This window comes from Mycobacterium simulans, assembly GCF_900232995.1.
GTDB classification, from domain to species: domain Bacteria; phylum Actinomycetota; class Actinomycetes; order Mycobacteriales; family Mycobacteriaceae; genus Mycobacterium; species Mycobacterium simulans.
Map to the genome: position 1 here is coordinate 134,840 of NZ_OCVX01000004.1, position 19,527 is coordinate 154,366.

The 19,527-nt window shown below is 65.6% G+C and carries 15 protein-coding genes and 2 pseudogenes; 10 read left to right on the forward strand and 7 right to left on the reverse strand.

Translation table 11 applies throughout. From position 1 onward, the window contains the following. The first annotated feature begins 198 nt into the window (after positions 1-198). Genes MSIMFI_RS28285 through chrA form a run of 3 tightly spaced genes read left to right on the forward strand, consistent with a single transcriptional unit; the run spans position 199 to position 2,341 of the window. Positions 199-525 carry a Chromate resistance protein ChrB gene (locus tag MSIMFI_RS28285; protein ID WP_224770297.1) on the forward strand — a complete coding sequence of 109 codons (327 nt, stop codon included), beginning with the start codon at positions 199-201 and terminating at the stop codon, positions 523-525. After that, positions 522-953: a chromate resistance protein ChrB domain-containing protein gene (locus tag MSIMFI_RS16880; protein WP_191498325.1), complete on the forward strand. Its 432-nt coding sequence runs from the start codon at positions 522-524 to the stop codon at positions 951-953. The genes MSIMFI_RS28285 and MSIMFI_RS16880 overlap by 4 nt, the downstream gene beginning before the upstream one ends. Continuing rightward, the gene (gene chrA / locus MSIMFI_RS16885) at positions 950-2,341 is read left to right on the forward strand and encodes a chromate efflux transporter (protein ID WP_191498326.1); all 1,392 of its coding nucleotides are present in this window, start codon (positions 950-952) and stop codon (positions 2,339-2,341) included. The genes MSIMFI_RS16880 and chrA overlap by 4 nt, the downstream gene beginning before the upstream one ends. Before the next feature lie 207 nt (positions 2,342-2,548). Here the strand turns inward: chrA and MSIMFI_RS16890 are convergent, their stop codons facing one another. After that, positions 2,549-3,520: a DUF1259 domain-containing protein gene (locus MSIMFI_RS16890; RefSeq protein ID WP_191498327.1), complete on the reverse strand. Its 972-nt coding sequence runs from the start codon at positions 3,518-3,520 to the stop codon at positions 2,549-2,551. Positions 3,521-3,773: 253 nt separating this feature from the next. Here MSIMFI_RS16890 and MSIMFI_RS16895 point away from each other — a divergent pair, with 253 nt between their 5' ends. Next, positions 3,774-4,472, forward strand: coding sequence for a response regulator transcription factor (locus MSIMFI_RS16895; protein WP_191498328.1), 699 nt, complete (start codon positions 3,774-3,776; stop codon positions 4,470-4,472). Continuing rightward, positions 4,469-5,821 (forward strand): sensor histidine kinase, encoded by a 1,353-nt coding sequence (locus MSIMFI_RS29305; RefSeq protein ID WP_191498329.1) that lies wholly within the window; start codon positions 4,469-4,471, stop codon positions 5,819-5,821. The genes MSIMFI_RS16895 and MSIMFI_RS29305 overlap by 4 nt, the downstream gene beginning before the upstream one ends. A 127-nt stretch (positions 5,822-5,948) precedes the next feature. On the opposite strand, the pseudogene MSIMFI_RS16905 reads toward MSIMFI_RS29305, so the two are convergent. Beyond that, positions 5,949-6,271: pseudogene (locus MSIMFI_RS16905) on the reverse strand (heavy metal translocating P-type ATPase); the annotation flags it as partial. Between the two features lie 211 nt (positions 6,272-6,482). Between MSIMFI_RS16905 and MSIMFI_RS16910 the strand changes: the two are divergent. Further along, positions 6,483-6,626, forward strand: a pseudogene (locus tag MSIMFI_RS16910) (MFS transporter); the annotation flags it as partial. 50 nt (positions 6,627-6,676) lie between these two features. Then, positions 6,677-6,976, forward strand: coding sequence for a PIN domain-containing protein (locus MSIMFI_RS16915; RefSeq protein ID WP_191498573.1), 300 nt, complete (start codon positions 6,677-6,679; stop codon positions 6,974-6,976). 35 nt (positions 6,977-7,011) lie between these two features. Here MSIMFI_RS16915 and eccCa read toward each other — a convergent pair whose 3' ends face one another. From eccCa to MSIMFI_RS16930, 3 genes are all read right to left on the reverse strand, one after another. Beyond that, positions 7,012-11,187 carry a type VII secretion protein EccCa gene (gene eccCa / locus MSIMFI_RS16920; protein ID WP_191498330.1) on the reverse strand — a complete coding sequence of 1,392 codons (4,176 nt, stop codon included), beginning with the start codon at positions 11,185-11,187 and terminating at the stop codon, positions 7,012-7,014. Next, on the reverse strand, positions 11,187-12,722 hold the full coding sequence (gene eccB, locus MSIMFI_RS16925) for a type VII secretion protein EccB (protein WP_191498331.1): 1,536 nt from the start codon (positions 12,720-12,722) through the stop codon (positions 11,187-11,189). Before eccB ends, eccCa begins: the two co-directional genes overlap by 1 nt. Before the next feature lie 71 nt (positions 12,723-12,793). Next, complete coding sequence (locus MSIMFI_RS16930) at positions 12,794-14,635, reverse strand: AAA family ATPase (RefSeq protein ID WP_191498332.1); 1,842 nt, start codon at positions 14,633-14,635, stop codon at positions 12,794-12,796. Positions 14,636-14,886: 251 nt separating this feature from the next. Here MSIMFI_RS16930 and MSIMFI_RS16935 point away from each other — a divergent pair, with 251 nt between their 5' ends. The 3 genes from MSIMFI_RS16935 (at position 14,887) to MSIMFI_RS16945 (ending at position 16,626) form a co-directional block, all read left to right on the forward strand. After that, a complete protein-coding gene (locus MSIMFI_RS16935) occupies positions 14,887-15,201 on the forward strand; it encodes a type VII secretion target (protein ID WP_191498333.1) in 315 nt (104 codons plus the stop codon). Positions 15,202-15,524: 323 nt separating this feature from the next. Then, on the forward strand, positions 15,525-16,301 hold the full coding sequence (locus MSIMFI_RS16940) for a hypothetical protein (protein WP_191498334.1): 777 nt from the start codon (positions 15,525-15,527) through the stop codon (positions 16,299-16,301). Positions 16,302-16,314: 13 nt separating this feature from the next. Continuing rightward, positions 16,315-16,626, forward strand: coding sequence for a hypothetical protein (locus MSIMFI_RS16945; RefSeq protein WP_191498335.1), 312 nt, complete (start codon positions 16,315-16,317; stop codon positions 16,624-16,626). A 237-nt stretch (positions 16,627-16,863) separates the two neighbouring features. On the opposite strand, the gene MSIMFI_RS16950 is transcribed toward MSIMFI_RS16945, so the two are convergent. Next, a complete protein-coding gene (locus MSIMFI_RS16950; protein ID WP_191498336.1) occupies positions 16,864-17,808 on the reverse strand; it encodes a hypothetical protein in 945 nt (314 codons plus the stop codon). Further along, positions 17,805-19,499 (reverse strand): hypothetical protein, encoded by a 1,695-nt coding sequence (locus MSIMFI_RS16955; protein WP_191498337.1) that lies wholly within the window; start codon positions 19,497-19,499, stop codon positions 17,805-17,807. Before MSIMFI_RS16955 ends, MSIMFI_RS16950 begins: the two co-directional genes overlap by 4 nt. Between the last annotated feature and the right edge of the window lie 28 nt (positions 19,500-19,527).

The following is a 19,527-nucleotide window of genomic DNA, read 5'->3' on the forward strand; positions in this document are numbered from 1 at the left end:
GGATGTGTCGGGATCTGGATGGCTGGTGCACGCGGAGCGCTTGACGCCTAGTGGTGGACGTCAGGTGACGTGGTTGCCCGGCTCACTGGTACTGCCACGGGCACGGTTGCGGGTTTGACCGATCGCGATGACACCAAAAGGTGGGCCCCGCGACTGTATATATAGGTGGGTGCGGATGGTTCGGCCACTATCGAGTGGGTGTTGTTGAGTCATCGGCTGCCGCGGGAGCCGTCGACCCCGCGGATCACGTTGTGGCGCAAGCTCAAAGAGTTAGGGGTGGCACAGTTGGCCGACAGGGTAGCGGCGTTGCCGGCTGATGTGCGCACACGCGAGCAGCTGGCGTGGCTTGCTGAGGAAGTGTGCGAAGTGGGTGGGCAGGCCGGCGTTTGGTTGGCGCGGCCAGCCACCGCGGCGCAGGGACACGATCTCATAGCGCAAATCGCGGGCGCCCGCGCGGCATTGGTTGCGCTGGCGCAGGCAACTGAACAGTTGGATGGCGTCGACGTGCCGGAGATAGCGCGATGAGGTGGGCAACGCGGGCCGGGGTGCATATCGACAGGGCAGTCAGTGCGTGGCTGATCCGACGGTTTGTCGACCCGGAGGCGGTATTCGTGTTCGTCGGCGATCCCGATCAGGTGCCGGCCGATGCGATTGCGTTTGACATGCCCGGAGTGGAGTTGTCGCATCATCACGGCGACTGCACGTTCGAAACCATCTTGCGCCGTTACTATTTGACCAACCCCGTGTTGTGGCGGATCGCCGAGATTGTGCATGAGGCTGATCTCGATGACGGCCGCCACGACGCCCCGGAAGCGGCGGGCCTGGATACCGCATTGCGGGGCCTGTCGATGATCGGAACCGACGAGCAGACGATTAGTGTCGCCGATGCACTGTTCGCCGGACTGTACGAGTTTTATTGGCGCAGCCTGCTTTTGCGCCGGGATCCGGCGTGAGCACCGACCGGACCGCCAAGGCGGGCGGCAGCCAGGTAGATCTGGTGCCGTTTGGCCAGGCGCTGCGGGCCTGGGTTTGGATTTCGTTGCAAACCTTCGGCGGTCCGGCCGGCCAGATTGCGGTGATGCAGCGCAGCCTGGTTGACCAGAAACGCTGGATCGGTCAGAAGCGGTTTTTGCATGCGCTGAACTACTGCATGCTGCTGCCTGGCCCGGAGGCACAGCAACTAGCGATTTATACCGGCTGGTTGCTGAACGGCACGCGGGGCGGGATCACCGCGGGCACCGTGTTCGTCATTCCGGGGGCGCTGGCGATGCTCGGGTTGTCGGCGATCTATGTCGGGTTCGGCGACACTACCGCGGTGTTGGCGGTGTTCGCCGGGCTGGCCTCGGCGGTGCTGGCCATCGTCGCGCACGCGGTCTGGCGAGTGGGGAGGCGGGCGCTTGCCGGTCCGGCCTTGGTGTTGCTCGCTGGCGCTTCGTTTTTCGCGCTCGCGGTCTTCGGGCTGCCATTTCCGATTGTCGTGTTGGCCGCTGCAGTGATCGGGTGGGTGCTGGGCCGGTTGGCGCCCCAGTCCCTGCATCGACCAACTCGCCATGATGACGGCGATGCCGGGCCCGCACCGCTGATCCCCGACGATGTGTTGCACGCCGAGGCGCCGTCGCACCGGCGTGCGGTCACGGTGCTCACCGTGGGCGCGCTGGTGTGGGGTCTGCCGCTGTTGGCGGCGGTCGTGTTCACCGGCACCGGCAGTGTCTTCACCGCTCAGGGCGCGTTCTTTAGCGGCGCGGCACTGGTCACCTTCGGCGGCGCCTACGCCGTGCTGGCCTATGTCGCTCAACGCGCGGTCGAGGTGTTCCACTGGCTCGCGCCCGGGGATATGGTACGCGGGCTGGCGCTGGCCGAAACCACACCGGGCCCGCTGATCATGGTGGTGCAGTTCGTGGCCTTCGTGGGCGCCTACCGCCACCCCGGCAGCCTGGATCCCTGGGTTGCCGCGACGGTGGGGGCGCTGTTGACCACCTGGGTCACCTTCGTGCCGTGCTTTGTCTTCGTGTTCCTCGGCGCACCCTACATTGAGCGGCTGCGCCACAATCAGGGCCTGTCGGCGGCGCTAACCGGGATCACCGCCGCAGTGGTCGGGGTGATCGCCAACCTCGCCATCTACTTCGCGGTGCACACCCTGTTCGCCGCCACCACCCGTCTCATGTGGGGGCCGATCGACCTGCAACTACCGGTGCTAGCCAGCTGGAGGCCCGTCGCCGCGGTCATCGCCGTCATCGCGGCGGTGCTGATCTTCGCACTGAAGTGGTCGGTGCTACGCGCGCTTGGCATCTGCGCGCTGCTGGGCGGTGCGGCCGCACTCGCCCACCTGCCCATCACCTAACCAGCTGCAATACGCGGGGACTCCAATACGGGGAACGGTCGACCAGCAGCGCGCCCACACCGGCCAACCAGCATCAGCCAGCGCGCCGAATCGCGTTCCAAGGTCAGCGGCCCCAGGAGGACGCCGGCACCCCGCGAATGCCAGGACCCGGGGCTGGCGCTCACGCACGCGAACGCGACAAAGGGGTTTTCGGGGCGCGCAACGCGGTTACGCCGGTTGCAGGTTGGTCGCGTCTAGCGCAGGGCGCAATGCTTTGGCAAGAGTGACGGCGTCGTCGACGCTCCAGAAGTGAAGGTAAAACAGCCGGGGCTGCTCGGTGAGCCCGTGGTTATGCAACTCCACAATCTGGATATTGCCGGCGCGTAGCGCCTGGATGACGTTCTGCACCTCGGGGTCGGTCATGATGAAGTCCCCGTTGATCGCGGCCCTGCCGCCCCCGACCGGTTGGAAGTTGACCACGGTCGTCAGGTTCAACGACACCGCGGGCAGCACGTGTCCGTCCTCGACGATGGTGTCCTTGCGGGCGATGCTGTATTTCAGCAACCCGCCATCGGTGGTTCCGTTGCGGCCCAACGCCTGCTGCACCCCGACGACGTCGATGTCGACGGATGGCTGCTGCGCCGGTGGTGGGGCAGCCGGGCCGATCGAGGTGGCATCCAGCGCGGCCCTCAATCCCTGGGCCAGCTGGGTGGCGTCGCCCATGCCGTGAATGTGAGTCCACCACACCGGCGGCGATTGCTGCAGCAGATGCTTGTGCAGCGCGGTCTGGGCGATGCCGTGTGCCTGCAACGCGTCGGTCACCCTGGGCAACTCGGTCTCGGTGATCACCAAGTCGCCCATCAACAGGGTCTCGTTGTTGTCGTAGCGCGCGAACCCGGCATACCCGCCCAGCGACAGTCCGGGCTTGACGGCGACGTTGTCGGTGGTGATGTGAAGATCGTTGCGTGGCAACGCCACCCGATACGCGGTGTTGTTGTCCCCCAGCTTGCCGGTGCGCCCCAGGGCTTCTGCTACTGGCTTCCAGTCAGCCTCGGTCGTGGTGAGCGGCGAGTGCGAATTACTGCCATGCTGATCGCTGGCACCCGGGCCGCCCGGACTGCAGCTTGCCACCAGCACGACCAGTGCCGTGGCGGCGACTGCGGATATTGCCACGACAGCGCGGTTCGCGCTGGTGTGCATCCAGACCATGGGGACATTGCTCCGTTCGTAGCTCTGCGGGCGGCCAGGAGTGGGTTCGGTCTTGGTTTATCGCGGCTTCATGAAGCCACGATGAAGCCGGCGCGGACCGATCTTCGGCGGGTCGCGACGCGGCGATCCCGCGCGTCCTCATCGTGGCTTCATCATCGCCGACTACACCTGCCTTACCCGGTATGGGGCCATGATGGGTGTGGTCTGGTGCTAGCCCCATCGACCGCGGAAGGGTGGTAGCGAGGTGCGGGTGCTTGTGGTCGAAGACGAGCCGAAGATGGCCCGGCTGCTTCGCCGTAGCCTGGTCGAGGAAGGGTATGCCGTCGACGTCGCCTCGGACGGCGCGTCGGGCTATGACGTCGTGGTCGGCGGCGACTACGACGCGGTCATTCTCGATGTCATGCTGCCCGGCGTGTCGGGTTTCGAAGTGTGCACCAACTGGCGCCGCCAGCAGATCTGGGTGCCGGTGTTGATGCTGACCGCGCGCGGCGCGGTCGCCGACCGGGTGGCCGGTCTGGACGGCGGCGCCGATGACTACCTCACCAAACCGTTTCATCTCGATGAGCTGTTCGCCAGGCTGCGCTCGCTGATTCGCCGCGGACCCACACCACGCCCCACCGTGCTAACCGTCGGCGGCCTGCGCGCCGACCCGGCCAGCCGCCGGTGTTGGCGAGGCGAGGTCGAGATCGCCTTGACCACTAAGGAATTCGGGCTGCTCGAACAGCTGATGCGCCGGCCCGGCGCGGTCTTGACCCGCGAGCTGGTGCTTGAGCACTGCTGGGACTTCGCCTTCGAATCGCGGTCCAATGTCGTTGACGTGCACATCCGTGCGCTGCGCGACAAGATCGACCGCCCGTTTGCGGTGCGTTCCATCGAAACCGTCCGCGGCGTGGGCTACCGGCTGCGCAGCGACGGCGGCACACCGAAGGACACCACTCGATGATGCGGCGCTGGCCGATCCGAATCCGCCTCACCGCCGCCTTCACCGCCGTGATGGCACTGGTCCTGCTCGCTGTAGCCAACGCCACGATCGCCCATACCCGCCAATCACTGGACAACTCGATCACCGAATCGCTGACGGCCCAACTGGTCGCGCTGGGTCCGCTGGCCGCCACCGCCACACCGCTGCTAGCTGGTGGCGATCCCGACACCGGCCAACAGGTCATCGCGACCGACGGGCAGGTCCTGGCCTCAACCCCGACCCTTGCCGGCCAAGCCGCACTCTCGCCCACAGAACTCGACACCACCCGAGGGCGCCAACTCGTCGTTGACCACCCGCGGATGGCCAACCTGCAGGGGCCGGTCAGGATTGCCGCGGCCTCAGTACCTGGCGGGCGCGTCGTCGTCGTGGCCCAAAGCCTCGCCGACCGCGACGCCGCCGTCGCCGACCTGCGCACCGAACTGACCGTCGGCACTCCGATCGTGTTACTCGCCGCAGCCGTCGGCGCCTATCTACTTGCCGCGGCTGCCCTGAGTCCGGTTGAACGCATGCGTGCACGCGCCGCCACAATCAGCGCCACCGACACCGAGGCCCGACTACCGGTTGGGCCCGCCCGCGACGAAATCGACCGCTTGGGAACCACATTCAACCAGTTGCTGGACCGACTGCGCGCCGCGCTGCAACGCGAACGGCAATTCGTCACCGATGCCGGCCACGAATTACGTACCCCGCTGAGCCTGTTAACCACCGAACTCGAACTCGCCCTACGCCGCCCCCGCACCAACCGCGAGCTGATCGCAGCGCTGCGCTCAGCACTCGACGAAACCACACGGTTGTCACGGCTCGCCCGAGACCTGCTGACCGTCGCCGACGCCAGCGGCCCGGCTCAGCCACCAACCATCGAGGTGAAAAGACATCTCGACGCCACCGCCGACCGCTACCGCCCCACCCTCGGCGACCAGCTCATTATTGATTGCCCAAGTCCAGTGCATGTCCGCGCCGCCCCCGACGACCTGGATCGAATCATCGCTAACCTCATCGAGAACGCGGCCCGACATGGCACACCGCCAATCACCATCCGCGCCCAGCCCGCCGACCCCGACATCGTCGAAATGCGCGTCCACGACCGCGGCCCCGGGTTTGACCCCGTCTTCCTGCCCCGTGCCTTCGAGCGATTCACACGAGCCGACACCGCCCGCACCGCCGGGGGCACCGGACTCGGCCTAGCCATAGTCGACACCCTGACTCGCCGCAATCACGGCACCGCGACGATCCGCAATCATCCCGGTGGTGGAGCGGAAGTGACCATCCGCCTACCGGCAGCGCCCGCACCGGCGGCAACGCCTGCATGACTTAACTTTCTGCATACGGGAGAGCCAACCAGCCAAAACCCAACCGACGACCAGTCCTCCGTTCGTTATTACGTGCCATCTACTCAGATCCGATCGGCCGCCACTTCCTCGGCTAGACGCCCGAGCTTCAGTGAACCAGTCGACGTCGACTGCCGCGGGCATTGGGCCAGGCGGTGTCGCGTAGCAGGCGTAGACCGTTGACGCCGACGAGGAGTGTGGAGCCTTCGTGATCGGCGACGCCCAGCGGCAGGCGTAGGTGGCCCACGAGATCCCAGGTGACCAGTACGGCGATAAAGGTGGCGGCGATGGTCAGATTGGCGGTCACGACGCTGCGGGCGCGGCGGGCAGCGTGGCGAGGTCGTCGCGGGTGATGACGGCGTCGGCCGTTTCGAGGGTGAGGTCAGAGCCGCTACGTCCTATGGCGATGGAGACGCGCTGAGCGCGCCGGGCACCGAATCCCGCCCCATTACCACACCGATGCGCCGATGCGTTCGCTTAGCGAACAGTCCGCCCGAAAGGCCCAGAACTAAAGCCACATCGGCTCGCACGAGCTGCGCCGAGCTCACCGCCGTCCCGGCCGAGCCAACTACCGCAACAGGGCATCACGCACTGACCTTGCGGTCAAGGCCACACCCCGGGGTCCTCCGAAATCAAGAAAGGAATCGGCAGGTCGTTGTTCGGGTACCGCGACTATCGGCATCTGTTTGCGGCGCAGGTGGTAGCCCTGTTCGGGACCGGCCTCGCGCCGGTGGCCCTGGGGCTGCTGGCCTACCAACTCACCGGCGGCAACGCCGCCGCCGTGCTCACCCGGCTAGTGCCGTCGCCGCGCGCGCATCCGCCGCCGCGGTCAGCACTATCACGCTCGCCGAGCTGTCGTACGGCTTGCACACCGCAGATCCAATCCACACCGCGGGACGCGAACAGCGCTATCAATGGATCATCAATACCTTCGATCCGATACCGTTCGACGCCCAAGCTGCGCGAATCTATGGAGCCTTGTGCGCCACAGTGCGAGCCGGTGGCCGAAGCCCGAAGCCGCGCCGGTTCGATCTACTCATTGCGGCGGTAGCAGTTGCGCTGGACATCCCGCTCATTACCCGCAACGAAACTGATTTCATCGGCGTTCACCAACGTTTGGTCATCGTCGCCGTCTGATGAACGATGCAAACCGCGGCCCGTTCGATGACCTCTTAATCTTCGAAGTCCGTCTCGTGGCTGTCGCGGACGCCCGACCAGGCGGCTTGGATCCGGTTCTTGCGCGCCAGCGACGCTTCGATGTAGCGGGCCCGGCCTGGGAACGGGAACCGTTCGAACTTTGTGTCACCGATTTGACCGTCAAACTTGTCGGCCGATAGCAACACCGTCGGCACCCGATCCTGCAACATCCGCTTGATCAGTGGGTCCCGGCTGGTGGCCAGGTAAAGCTCCTCGGAGCTGCGGGCCAGCACGAAATGAAAGCCACGGGCCAGCGGCTCGTTTTGCAGCCACGGCGCCATGGCGTGCATCACCGGCTGTACCGCCGAGCGAAGATCCACGGCCAGGTGGTAGTCGTCGACGACGAAGAAGATCTCCGGACCCCTCCACCACGACCGCGCGGCGCGGGTCTCGGCGTCCAGATCCGCGGGCACCTCCCGCTCGGCCAGGTTCAGCTCCCGATACAGCGCCTCGTTGGTGGGCTGAATCTCGTCCTCGCGATGGATGTGCGCGAAGACGTTTTTCAGGTCTACCCGGCCCAGATGGCGCCGCCGCGGATCGATCAGCACGATTACCGCGTCGTCTTTGGTCGCGAAGCGGCGGCCGATGCTGTCGCAGACGGTTCCGATCAGTTCGCTCTTGCCGCTCTTGGCTTCGCCGAGGATCAGCAGGTGTGGCTCGCGATACATCTCGGCGTAGGCCGGGCCCAGCGTGTCCTCCCGCACGCCCAACGCGATCCGCAGCCGTCTCTTTTCGGCGAGCTGGGACTGGCGCGGGTCGGCCGCCGCGGCCTCGTCGGCGGCAACCACCATCGCGCCCAGCTGATCCCGGGTTAGCGAAGTCGGCAATGTCCGGAGTCGTTCGGCGCCGCGCGCGGCGAACCGCTCGGCGATCATTTCGACCAGATCCGTCATACCCGCCGGAACCGTCGCAGGGTCCGCGACGGAATCGATCCGCGGTAGCGACACCAGTCCCTGGAACTCCGATCCCGTAGTGATCGCGTGCCCGGGTTCCTTGCGCCGCTGCTTGGCCAGTTGCGAGCCCACCCGGGACAGTTCGGTCTCGTTGTGCAGCTCGATGACGGTGTTCATGTTGGGCTCGATCCCGCGCATCTCCACGACCCGCGCCGTGGTGAGCACGAAGTGCAGCCCGTAGTTGCGGGCACCGACCAGCAGCGCCTCAACTTCGCCGCCGCGGAACTGCAACACCTGGTCTTGCGCGACGGCGGCGTCCCACCCGTCGATGATGACGAAGACATCACCATAGGGATCCTGTTGCAGGAACGGACAATCCGGGTTGGTGCGGGCCTCCCGGTATTCGTCGATGGTGATGCGGTTCTCGCGGAATAGCCGCTCGCGGGCGGTCAACAGCGTGCCCATCTGCATCAAGATCCGATTGATCGCGTCGGGATCGGAGCGGGTCACCACCGCCCCGACATGGGGCAGGTCAGCCAGCGGGCTCAAACCGCCGCCGGCGTAGTCGACGATGTACATCTGGACCTGCTCGGGGGTGTTGGCCAGCGCCAGCGAGCACACCAGGGTCTTCACGGCGGTGGATTTACCCGCACCGCTGCCGCCGAGGATCAACAGGTTCTTCTCGGCATCGAGCAGCCACTTCGGCTGCTCGTGCCGGAGTGGATTATCGAACAACCCAAACGGCACAACAAGATTGGCGATTGATTCGTTGCTCGGAACCTGCCAATCCCGCAACTCCGGCTCAAGGGTGTCCAGCGTCGTCGCCTCCAGCGGCGGCAGCCACATCCGGTACGGCGGCGCGAAGTGAGCGCTCTTGAGACGCTCGATCACCGTGGTGAATATCGTTGGTGCGCTTTCGATTTCCTCTTCGGTATGCTCCGGCTCGACCTGCTCGACATCGGCGCCGGTGTCTGGAAGCGGCTGCGGCGCCGCGGTGAACGCCCGCGGCTCGACCAAGTTGGGGTCCAACGCCGCATTGCCGCCACGGTGGCCGTTGGAGCCCGCCGTCGGGACGACCGGGGGAAAATACGCCGCGCCGGTCCAGCCGGCATAGAAACCGATGAGATCCCCGCCCGTGGGGCGCAGCACTCCGTGACCGGGGCTGCCCGACAGGCGGTAGGCCGCATCCGAACCATCCAGCAGCGCACGAGAATCCGACGCCGTCTGGGTCTTGAGGCCGACCTTGTAGCCGATGTTGGTTTCCAGACCGCTGGCACGCCCGGAGTTATCCAGGTTCTGCGAGGCATACAGCAGGTGCAGGGCAACCGATCGCCCGACTCGGCCGATGCGCCGAAACAGCTCGCCGTAGTCGGGATGCATCTGCAGCAGTTCGGCCCACTCGTCGATGACGACGAACAGCGAAGGCAGTGGCGGTAGGTCCACTCCGCGCTCGCGTAGCTTCTCGTAGTCGCGCAGATCCTTGACGTCGTAACGCGGGTTGAGTTCCTTGGCCTCCCGGAAGATCCGGTAGCGGCGGTCGATCTCGCCGTTGATCATCTCCTTCATCCGCGCGACCAGGTGAGCCTCTTGCTCCATGTTGGTGATTACCGCGCTGACATGGGGCAACTCATCGAGGCCGTTGAAGGTGGCGCCGCCCTTGAAGTCGACGAGCAACCAGTTGAGCACATCTGGGGAGTGCGTCACGCAGCCGTTGATCACCAGGTTGCGTAGGAACTCCGATTTTCCGGAGCCGGTGGTGCCTAACAGCTGCCCGTGCGGCCCGGTGCCGCCCTCGGCGGCCTGTTTGATATCCAGTTCAAGACGGTCGCCGTTCTGCAGAAACCCGATCGGGATCTTCAGCCGCCGCTTGTCGTCGTAGCGGTTGATGACCGACCACAGGTCCAGGGGTTCTAATGCGCCGGGGTCGCGCACCCGCATCAGCGTCTGCCAGTCTCGGCCGCGCTCGGCTTGTTTGGCCTGCCGGCCCATGTTGGCCAACGTGGCGACTTCATAGCGGGCCAGTTGCCGAGCCACAGTTTGCGCGTCAACGAGCGAAACATTGTCGGCTACCGCAACTTTCACGGGCTCGGCCAGCGGTCGATCCGCTTCGCTGCGCCATACGCTGCCGTCGGAGTCGCAGCGCAGCGTGATGCCTTCCTCGGCGTTGAGGGCGTTTTCTGGCGGGCCGACGAGCAGCCAGGTCACGCCGGCGCGCGATGCAATTACCGAGTCGACGAGCTTGTCGGTGACGGCCGAGTCCACCACTACCAGCACATGGCGGTAGTTGTCGGTGGTGAATTCGGGGTCGGGGTTGAAGTTCATCGTGAAGTCGATGACCTTGTTCGGGTCATCGGGGTCGCCCTCGTCGCCACCAAGGCTGGTCTGCAACGTCGACCAGTCGCGGTACATCATCCGGACGCTGCCCAGCCGATCCAGCTCGTAGGGATGCTGGGTGTGCGGCAGCCACTTCATCCAGCTCCATGCCGGCGCGTCGGGATCGTCGGTGAGCACCACCATCGCCAGGTTGTCGGGGCCGTGGGTGACGGCGGCCTGCAACAGCATTGAGCGCACCATCCCCAGCGTGATGTCGCGGTCACCGGTGAAGCCGATGACCGGAAAGCGGGCGGCGGTCACCACCACCGGCATCGACGACACGGTGGAGTGGTGGCGCAGAAAGCGCACGGTGGACACCCAGCTCACCGGCTCGAGGAACTCCCCCGGCGGCGCTTCCGGCGCAACGATTCGCGCGGCGAGTTCGACGTCCCCGAGCCCGTAGCGCAGGGCGGTGAACCCATCACCGGTCGGCACCACTTCCCACATGCGTTCGCCGCCAATGCGACTGGCCAGCATCTGCGGGTCGGGATAGGAACTTTGCAGGCCAGCATGCATGCTCAGGCCGCGGTCGAACACCTTCTCCCGGATCATCCCGAGCCCGCGGGTGGCCGCCTTGCGGTCCTCCAGCACCTGAGCACGCGAGGTACCGGTGCCGCCACGCTGGCCAAACGCCATCCCGCCCACGCCCCCAAGCATCATCAACGGGAATAGGATCATCAGCGGGCTAAACGCGCGCCCGGAACGAATCATCAACGCAACCATCCCGGCCACCAACACGACCATCAGAATCGGCAGGCCCACCGTGCGGATCCGCGAAGCGGGCTCGCCCTGTTCAATCTCTTTCGGTGGCGGAACTTCGATTTCGTCCCGGATAATTCGGGGCGGCGGCACCGGATTGGCCGGACGCAAGAAGCTAATGCGCACTACTTCATCTCCTTGTCGTCGATGCCGGCGACGGTACGATCGGCCGGGACGCCGTCATGGCGGATCCGGGCATCGCGTTGCGACAGCGTCGGTCCCGGGGCAAACAGCGACACCACCACCCAAGGCGCGGGCACCGGGTGACGCAGATTCAACGCCGACAGCGTCGTGTCCCCACTCTTGGAATCCGTGGTGTCCAACCCGAACCGCACACCGTTGTCAGCGATCCAGAAGTAGCTTTCCCGGTTCTTGGAATCGGTTGCCGCGCCGGTGATCTGAACGAAACGGCCGCCGCCCGAGGGCATGTAGACGCGATCGGCGGTCAATCCCTTCGACGTGGGCGCCGACACCAGCGTGGTCAGCGTCGCGTCCTGCTTGCCGGTCAATGGCAGCGTCCGACCTACCATGACCTCGGTGCGCGCGGTGGGTTCCTCGCCGACCCGCGACCACGACCAGCAGGTCACCGGTTCGTGAGCGGCCGATACCAATTGCACTTGCGCCGCGGGGTAATACGAGACCTCGAGTTGGCGCGACTTGGGTAGCGACGCCAGCTCATCGGGCCCGATCTCGACCGGCTTGGTTCCTACCTGGGTATTGGCGGCCCGGATCATGGTTGCGGGGACCAGCCCGACTTCCTGCACGCCGTCGGACAACGCGACGTAATACTTTGTGGCCCCGGACAGCTCACGCACGTTCAGGATGGTGCCCACCGTTAGCGGGCGGCTGGTCGGGAATTTCGGCGGTGTGCCAACGTCGGCGATCGGCGGCGCCACCAGTGGCGGCTCGGCCGGGATAGCGTTAAACAGGCCCTGCGAGATCGGCAGGATCAGATCCGACGCCCGCAGCCCAAGCGCATCGGCCACAACCGAGTTGGTGAGCTCGACGGTAGAGCGAACGACTTCACCGTCCGGGCGCGGGTAGATCAGCCAGGTTCGCTTGTCATAACTGACCAAGCGGGCCTGATTGTGCGAAAGCTTGGTGATGTCATTGCTTTTGGACAGCTTTCCGCCGATCACGGTGGTGGTCACCGGTGACATCGCGGTCGTCGGCAGGCCCGACACCGGGTCCAGCGGGACCGCGGCGCCGGTCATCGTGGTGTCACATACCGTCCAGATCGACGATGGATCGGTGCTGTCGCGGATGTCTGTGGGGGCTCCGACGATGCCCACCAGCGAGCCGTGTGGGTATTTGGCGATCTCGGCCGCACTGGCCCGCACGGGGTTGTCAGGAGAGCCCAGGATGAGCCGTGCGGAGGTGAGGTTGGTGACCGGATCGAGCCGGGGCCCGATCCGCACATACATGGCGCCGGTGTCCCTGTCGACCACGATCCGCGCATTGCTCACCAGCCCGGCCGGGGAGAACAGACCCCAAACGACAGTGCCGACGGCCATGATGAGCGCCAACAGCAATCCCAGGATCAAGGGCGCGGCCTGGGCTCGCTGGGGATCATCGATCATCCGAGTGTCCCGACGAACCAGGGCGTGCGCCATCCGCCGGTAGAGAAAGCGCAGACCGCTGACCTGATATTTGGCGGTCATCCGGAATCCACGCCGGCGACGCCGGTGTTCCGGACCTGCTAACTCAGCCACTACCCCAATCCCCCATTAGTTCAGTCAAACGGAACCCGTTGTGTCACACAGACTTCGCGGAACGCCTCATCGACATCGCTCGGCTCCAGCGTCACCAGCGCCTCTTTGGTCGGCGTCGCCCCGGAGGTATTGAGCCGATAATCGCGGTACTCGGCGGCCTTTTCGGTGATGGTGCGGACAAACCGTGCGTTGCCGGCCTTGTCCAGGGCGGGGACCATCCGGGGCCGTCCGCCGGAGTCGGTGTCGGCAATTTGGGTCTCGGCCAGCTTGGACAGGTGGGAAAGCAGCAGATCCTGGGCCGGTGCCGAGTAGAGCGCGTCCTCTTCGATGGCGATCAGATCGGCGATTTTGACCAGGTCCGCTGGGCTGTAGGACTCGAACCTGATCCGGGTGGTGAACCGGCCCGCCAAACCTTCGTTCATCGACAGCAGCCGGTCGATGTCCGCCTCATAGCCGGCGATGACCACGGCCAGCTTCTTGTTCGGGTCGGCGGCTTTGCGCTCGTTTTCCAGCCGCGCCAACAAGGTGTTGATCGCCTCTTCGCCATAAGCGTCGCCATCGGAATAGCCGCGGGCATACAGCGAATACGCCTCGTCGATGAACAGCAGTCCGCCCAACGCCTTGTCGAGCACAGCGTTGGTCTTCTGCGCCGTCTTGCCCAGATATTCGTCGACGAACTGGGGTCGTGACGCCTCCACCACGTCCGGGCGCGCTATGAGGCCGAGCCCGAAGAACAGCTTCGCGAGCACTCGCGCCATCGTGGTCTTCCCGGTGCCGGGTGGGCCGACGAAGATATAGGACAGCGCCAGCTCCTTCTTGCTGCCCACGCCCATCTCGGCGCGCTTTTGGTCCATGGCCACCTTCGCTTCCAGACGCCGGATCTGGTTCTTGACGCTCTCCATGCCAATTTGCTTGCCCAGCAACGTCATTGCCTCGTCGCGTACCACTTCTCTGGAGCGGTCGCGTTCCGCGGTTTCCAGCGCAGCCGCGGTTTGGCCCGACTCGGGATCCCAGATGTCGGTCCGGGTAGCCAATGATTCGGCGGTCACGATGTCGACCATCTTGTCCGGGTCGGCAATCGCCGCGTCCACTTCCGGTGAGGCAATCCACGCCTTGAGTTCGCGAAACGCGGTCATTGCCTCGTCCCGTCGGCCCTGTGCCCGCAGCGCGTATCCGCGCGCCAGCCGGAGCTTGGCGTGCATATCGGTTGGCAAGCCTTGTGATTCGAGACCGCTCTCGGCAAATCGCTGTGCCTCCACCGGATTTCCTGTGCCGATCAGCGCCCAGACCTTCCAGACCAGCATCCCGGCGTTGAGGAACTTCACCAGGTCGGGACGGTCGGAGCGCCACTGCTGGGAGTTTTCGAAGCTGAGCACATCGGGCCAGCGCCGCGCCAAGCCGAGCAGGCCCAGGCGCACGTAGTCGAGCATGTCCAGCTCAAAGGCCGACGAGGTGGAGCGGCGCAACTGGCGCTCGATGACCTCGTTGGCCGCGGCCAGCCGCGGCGGGTCGCTTTCGGCCAGCGCCACGGCGTATGCGATGGCCAGATCAGAATCGCCGTTGAGCGGCAGCCGCAGCGCGATGGTGCCCAGCGTGAGGGTGATCTGGACGCCCAGCTGATCGACCCGCATCTGGGCGTGCCGAAGCGCGGCGCCGAAATTGCCGCGGTTGTTGTAGGCGCCGGCGGCGACCTCCACGGTTTGCTCTCCGGCGGCCATCCGACCCAGCCAAGCGTCGCACATCGTCGGGTCGCCCTCGGTCGCATGCGCGAACGCCGCCCGGGCCTGCTGGGTCTCCCGGTTACGCAGGTGCCGCAGCCCGATCGTGAACACATCGAGCGGCCGGGCGACACCTGTGGACATACCTCACCAATCCTCTGTCCGATCCTTTGCTGGCAGCCGGGATCATGCGCGCACGCTGGGGCGCAGCTATGGTGCGATCCTAGCTGGCCGTGGCGGCCTCACCACTTCGCTGAGCTCAGCCTTCGGAACGGGCGAGCTGGTACGTCGATCTACACCAGGCCAGGCATCGCTAGAACGCGGCCGTCAGGCGCGTCGCTCCGAGTTTCTCCACCGCACTGATGGAGGTAAGCAACTCAACTAGAGTGTCCGCTATGAGCCTGAGGTTCGAGACAGGCGACGTAGCCGCGTTCGCTGGCAAGCATGATGGTGTCGCTGCGCAGATACAGGCCGCGACCACGCCCGATCCCGCTATGGCCGCAGCGATGTCCTCAGCATTTGGCCCGGCTGGCGCGATACTCACCGATGCGGTCGCTGCGTTCGATGCCGCGCTGTTCGAGGCTGGAACCGATCTGTCGAAGGACTACCACGACTTTGCCAACACGACCCGATCCGTGGTCAAGAATCTTCTTCGAACCGATGCAGCTTCGGGTAACCGGGTCGGCGCATCCACGACAACACTCATCTGACAGCTTGGGTCGCGATGCCTGCCGTAGATATCGACGCGACGCTCCAGCGACTGCGCGCATCACTGGGTGCCGGTCCCCCTCCTGGCTGGCCACCACGCTCATTCGGTGGCGCAGTTCCTCCCGCAACCGAGTGGACCGGTGTCGCTAGCGGTGCCGCTCGCTCTGGCAGCGACAACCTCGACGCCCGACGGCAAATCCTTTCCAACGCCCACGCATCAGTGGGTCCGATCGTCCAGAGTGGCGGACAAGTCTCCGTCAATGCGCGATCACGACTCGACGCGATCTATCACCAATGGCTAGCGGACAAGGCCGCCCTTGACCCGGTGGCCACGACACCCGCCGGCAAGATTGCCCTCCTTCGCGCCGGCGCGTTGCGAATTGGCGAGGCTCAGGCGGTTGTAAAAGGTGCCCAAGCTCAGTTTGCGAGTCTGGCCGGACAAGTTGAGACCATCACTGCCAGCCTCGCTACCGCTAGGTCGAACAAGCCCGCAACGGACGGCGTACAAGCGGTCGACTACACAGAAGTGCCTGAGGCTCCACGCATCCCACCTCCCGAGTCACCCTGGGAATACGACCTCGACTTCACCAGCGACGTCGAAGCGGGTAGTTCCAAGTATCCCGGCGTAAGAAGTGCTGGCGAGGTCACCTCCATCGACGACGTGTGGAACGAACTCAACCGATGCTTCAACTGCAACTTCCCCATGGGAGGGGCACCGAAAAATCTTCCTAAAGTTGGCGATGAACTTCCCCTGGAAATCAGAATGGCTGGTCAAAAACTTCCGGCAAATTTCCCGGTCAGAGTGACTCAAGTAGCACGAAGCGCAAACGACATCAACATTGAATTTGTCACCCTCCCCGGCCACGTCGACGGGCCTGGAAGCACAATCCATTTCAGATTTTACGAAGGCGGTGGACAACTCCATCTCGGCATACGCGGCTACATCACCCAAGGTCCTGGCTCAGAAGATATTCCGATACTTAGTCCGGGCTTACGTACCGGCTACACCGGCGTGGCAATGGGTGTATGGCAACCCTACATCGATCGGGTCACCCGACATGTCGCTGAGGCCAAAGGGCTGATGACCTACGGTGGACGATAAGCCGGAGCCGGTCATGACCAAGACGGGAATCCTGTGCGTTATTTCAGCGGCGCTGGGATGTGTTGCGGCAACTGGCATCTGGGCCGTGTCGGGGTTCGTTTTGTTCGCAGCGGGATTGTCGTTTTACGCACCGACCGCCGGGCTGTTTTTGGGTCTGGCCGTAGCACTCGTCGGCGCACCGCTGGTGTATCTGCGGACGCGACGGTTCCGTCCTCAGTCCACGAAACTCGTCGTGGCCTTCCTGGCCGGAGTCCTACTCTTTCTGCTGTACGGTTGCGTCGCCGTGGCGATCCGATCCCCACACACCGTCATCTTCTTGCAATGACGGGACGGACATAGAGCGAACCAGTAGCGAAGAGTGTGCATGGCGGCGTCGACAGTGCCCACTTGCCGATGTGATTCAACCCCTGCTCGCTGAGCGAGGCGCGCGTCTAGTCACGACAAGCTGATCGGAATGTTCAGTCCTGGATTGGCCGCCGAGACTGACGTTTTGCAGACACCGTCTCGCACTTTCCCTGCAAAACATCAGTTTCGACACCGACGCATACCGTTGCGGTTTTGGTCACGCTTTTGCGGTGCCGAAAGGTGGCTCCTCCGCGTCGATTTCGGGGTTGGCCCCAAAGTTCTGCTCGGTACCTTTCGGCGGATCGTAGATCTTGCTCTCCGGGAAGATCTTTGAATCCCGCTTGACCGATGTGCCCCCGTCGCCGGACCCCCGGTGCGGCGCCATTGGCATCATCGGCATCATCGGCATCCCACCTCGGCCGGCCGCCGAGGCCGCCTGTGCGCCAGCGGCGGGTGGAATCGCACTGGGCGCCAACGCACTTGAGGTAGTCATCGGAGTGACCGCCTCGTCCAGACCCGCGGGCATAGTCACACCCAGTCCCGCGCCCCCGGCACCGCCTCCTGCTGCGCCTGCCGCATCCAGTCCTGCGGTGGCGGCGTCGACGGCGGGCTCAACGCCGCTGGCCCCGGCCTTGCCCGCTTGAGAGAACAGCTGGCTCATCTGCTGTGTGGCCTGGCCAAACAGCTGACTGAACTGCTGGCTGAGCTGACCGAATTGCTGCCCGAACTGGCCACCGGTTTGGGCAGCCATCTGGAGCATTTGCTGCAACATCTGCTGCATCATCTGCTCGGGCTTTTCGGCAGCCTCCTTGGCTTTGTCCGCGGCCTGTTGCTCGATCGACTCCGGGTCCCCTGGGTTCTTGGCGAGACGGGCGCGCCCCGCGTTGGTCTGATCCTGGCCCTCAATGTTGCTCAATCCCGTTTGGACACCACGATCGGTTCCAGCGGCCCCAGCCAAGATTCCCGGCGGTCCGAGCGCCAAATCACCCTGCAGAGCGCCCAATCCGGTCGACAGGATGAACCCCGTTGGACTGTTACCCCCCGCCGGCGAGTAGCTGAATGTCGCGTCGCGGGCCAAATTGCCGGCGTGAAAACCGTCCTCAGCCATCCGGCCGGACATGTCGCGAAAGGTCGCGATATCAAAATGCATCGGCTGGTTCACGCGAGCACCGCCTCCCTGTCGGTATCGATCAGCTCCAGCAGCATCGACCACGAATACAAGGCATCCAGCAAAGCCTGACGCGGTGACGCATTCCGCAACGCCAGTACTGCCTCGGTTGCGTACGACTGCACCAAGAACGGCCGACACTTTCCGCCCCCGGTGTCCAATTGGCCAATAGCAACGTTGCGGACATCCATTCTCGCAGCGAAATCCTTCTCCCACAAAACTTCGTTTTCGGTCACCAGCGCATCCCACCCGAGACGCTCGATCTTGCGGGATTCGGACAGCGCCGGATCCGCATTGAAAGCGGCCAATATAGAACGGCGAAGCGTGCTGCGCGTTGCCGGTGAGCCAGCTTTGACCACTGCGTCGTGGGCGATCCACACCGCTTGCCGGCGCTGATCAGCGGGGTCGGTGATGGCGGCGGCGGCAGCCAATCGAGTCGCTGATACAGCAAACACCTCACGCCGCGCGACCAGGCCGTCTAATAAGTCCGGCCTGGGTCGCTCTACCGCGTCCGCGAACACGAACGGCACCCCGGCAGCGACACCGGGCGCGCTGCTGTGCGTCGATGCCAGCGCCGTCAACTCCGCCGACGTCGCCGCGGCGTACTCGACGATCGCCCGGGCTGGATCCAGCAGGCCCTCCCAGCGCGCGGAGTCCTCGTGCGTCCAGGGCAGCACGACATCCTCGGGCAGCAGCGTGTTCGGCGGAAACCAGCTCCGACCACGGTCTGTTGTGACAACGACTTGGCGGCGGCCGCCGGTCACGACCATGCCGGCGGCCCACCTCACGCCGGATCCTCCGCCGGCGGCCTCAAGCACCCCACGCACCGTCGCCAGGTCCAAGTCGACGACCCGCACCTGCTCCCCGGGAACGCGCACCACGAACGGCGCAGGAATGATCGCGGCGTCGTCGGGAGCGATCAGGGGCGAAGCGGTCATCCGCCCCGCATCGTGCACGACATGGTCTGCATCATCGGACGTGTGTGAAGATTGCTGCCCGGTGGGCGGGTGCGGTCCGGGACCGCTGGACGGCACGGCCGCGCTGGGCGGGGCTCCGGACGACGGAGCGGCCAAGGTAGACGCCGTCGCGTGCAAGCCGGGGCCCGGCTGAGCCGGGACAGCCGCCATGGGCGGCGGGGCCATAGCGGGAGCCGTCGAGGCGACCGGCGTCACCGACGGGATTGCAGCCGCTGGCCCAAATGAGGGAGACGCCGCCGCAGGCATGGCGGTGGCGGCAGCTGCGATGGGCGCCGCACTCATCGGGGCGCCCGCGATTGGACTTGCCGCGGCGGCCGCAGCCGGAGCCGCACCAGCCGCCGAGCCCACAGCACCGGGAACGGCGGCAACCGGAGCAGCTGCCGTGGCCTGCGCATCGACCCCGGCTATGGCAGTTGCCGGGGCTAGCCCGGCGGCGGGCTGCATGGCCCCCGTCCCAGTAGCGGCCGGCGTGCCTGTTGTGGCCGGCGTAGCCAAACCGGCGGGTGTAGTCATGGCGGGGGGGCCCCCCCCCGGCGGGGCCGGGGCCGGGGCAACCCCCCCCCCCCCCCCAACCCCCCCCCCCCCGGCCCGGCGCGGCCCCCCCCCCCGCGCCCCACCCCCCCCGGCCCCCCCGCCCCCCCCCCCCCCGGGCCACACCCCCCGCGGCGGCCCGCGCCCCCCCCCCCCGGGGCCAACCGCAGGGGACACAGCGGGGCCCCCCCCCGGGGGTCCAGCT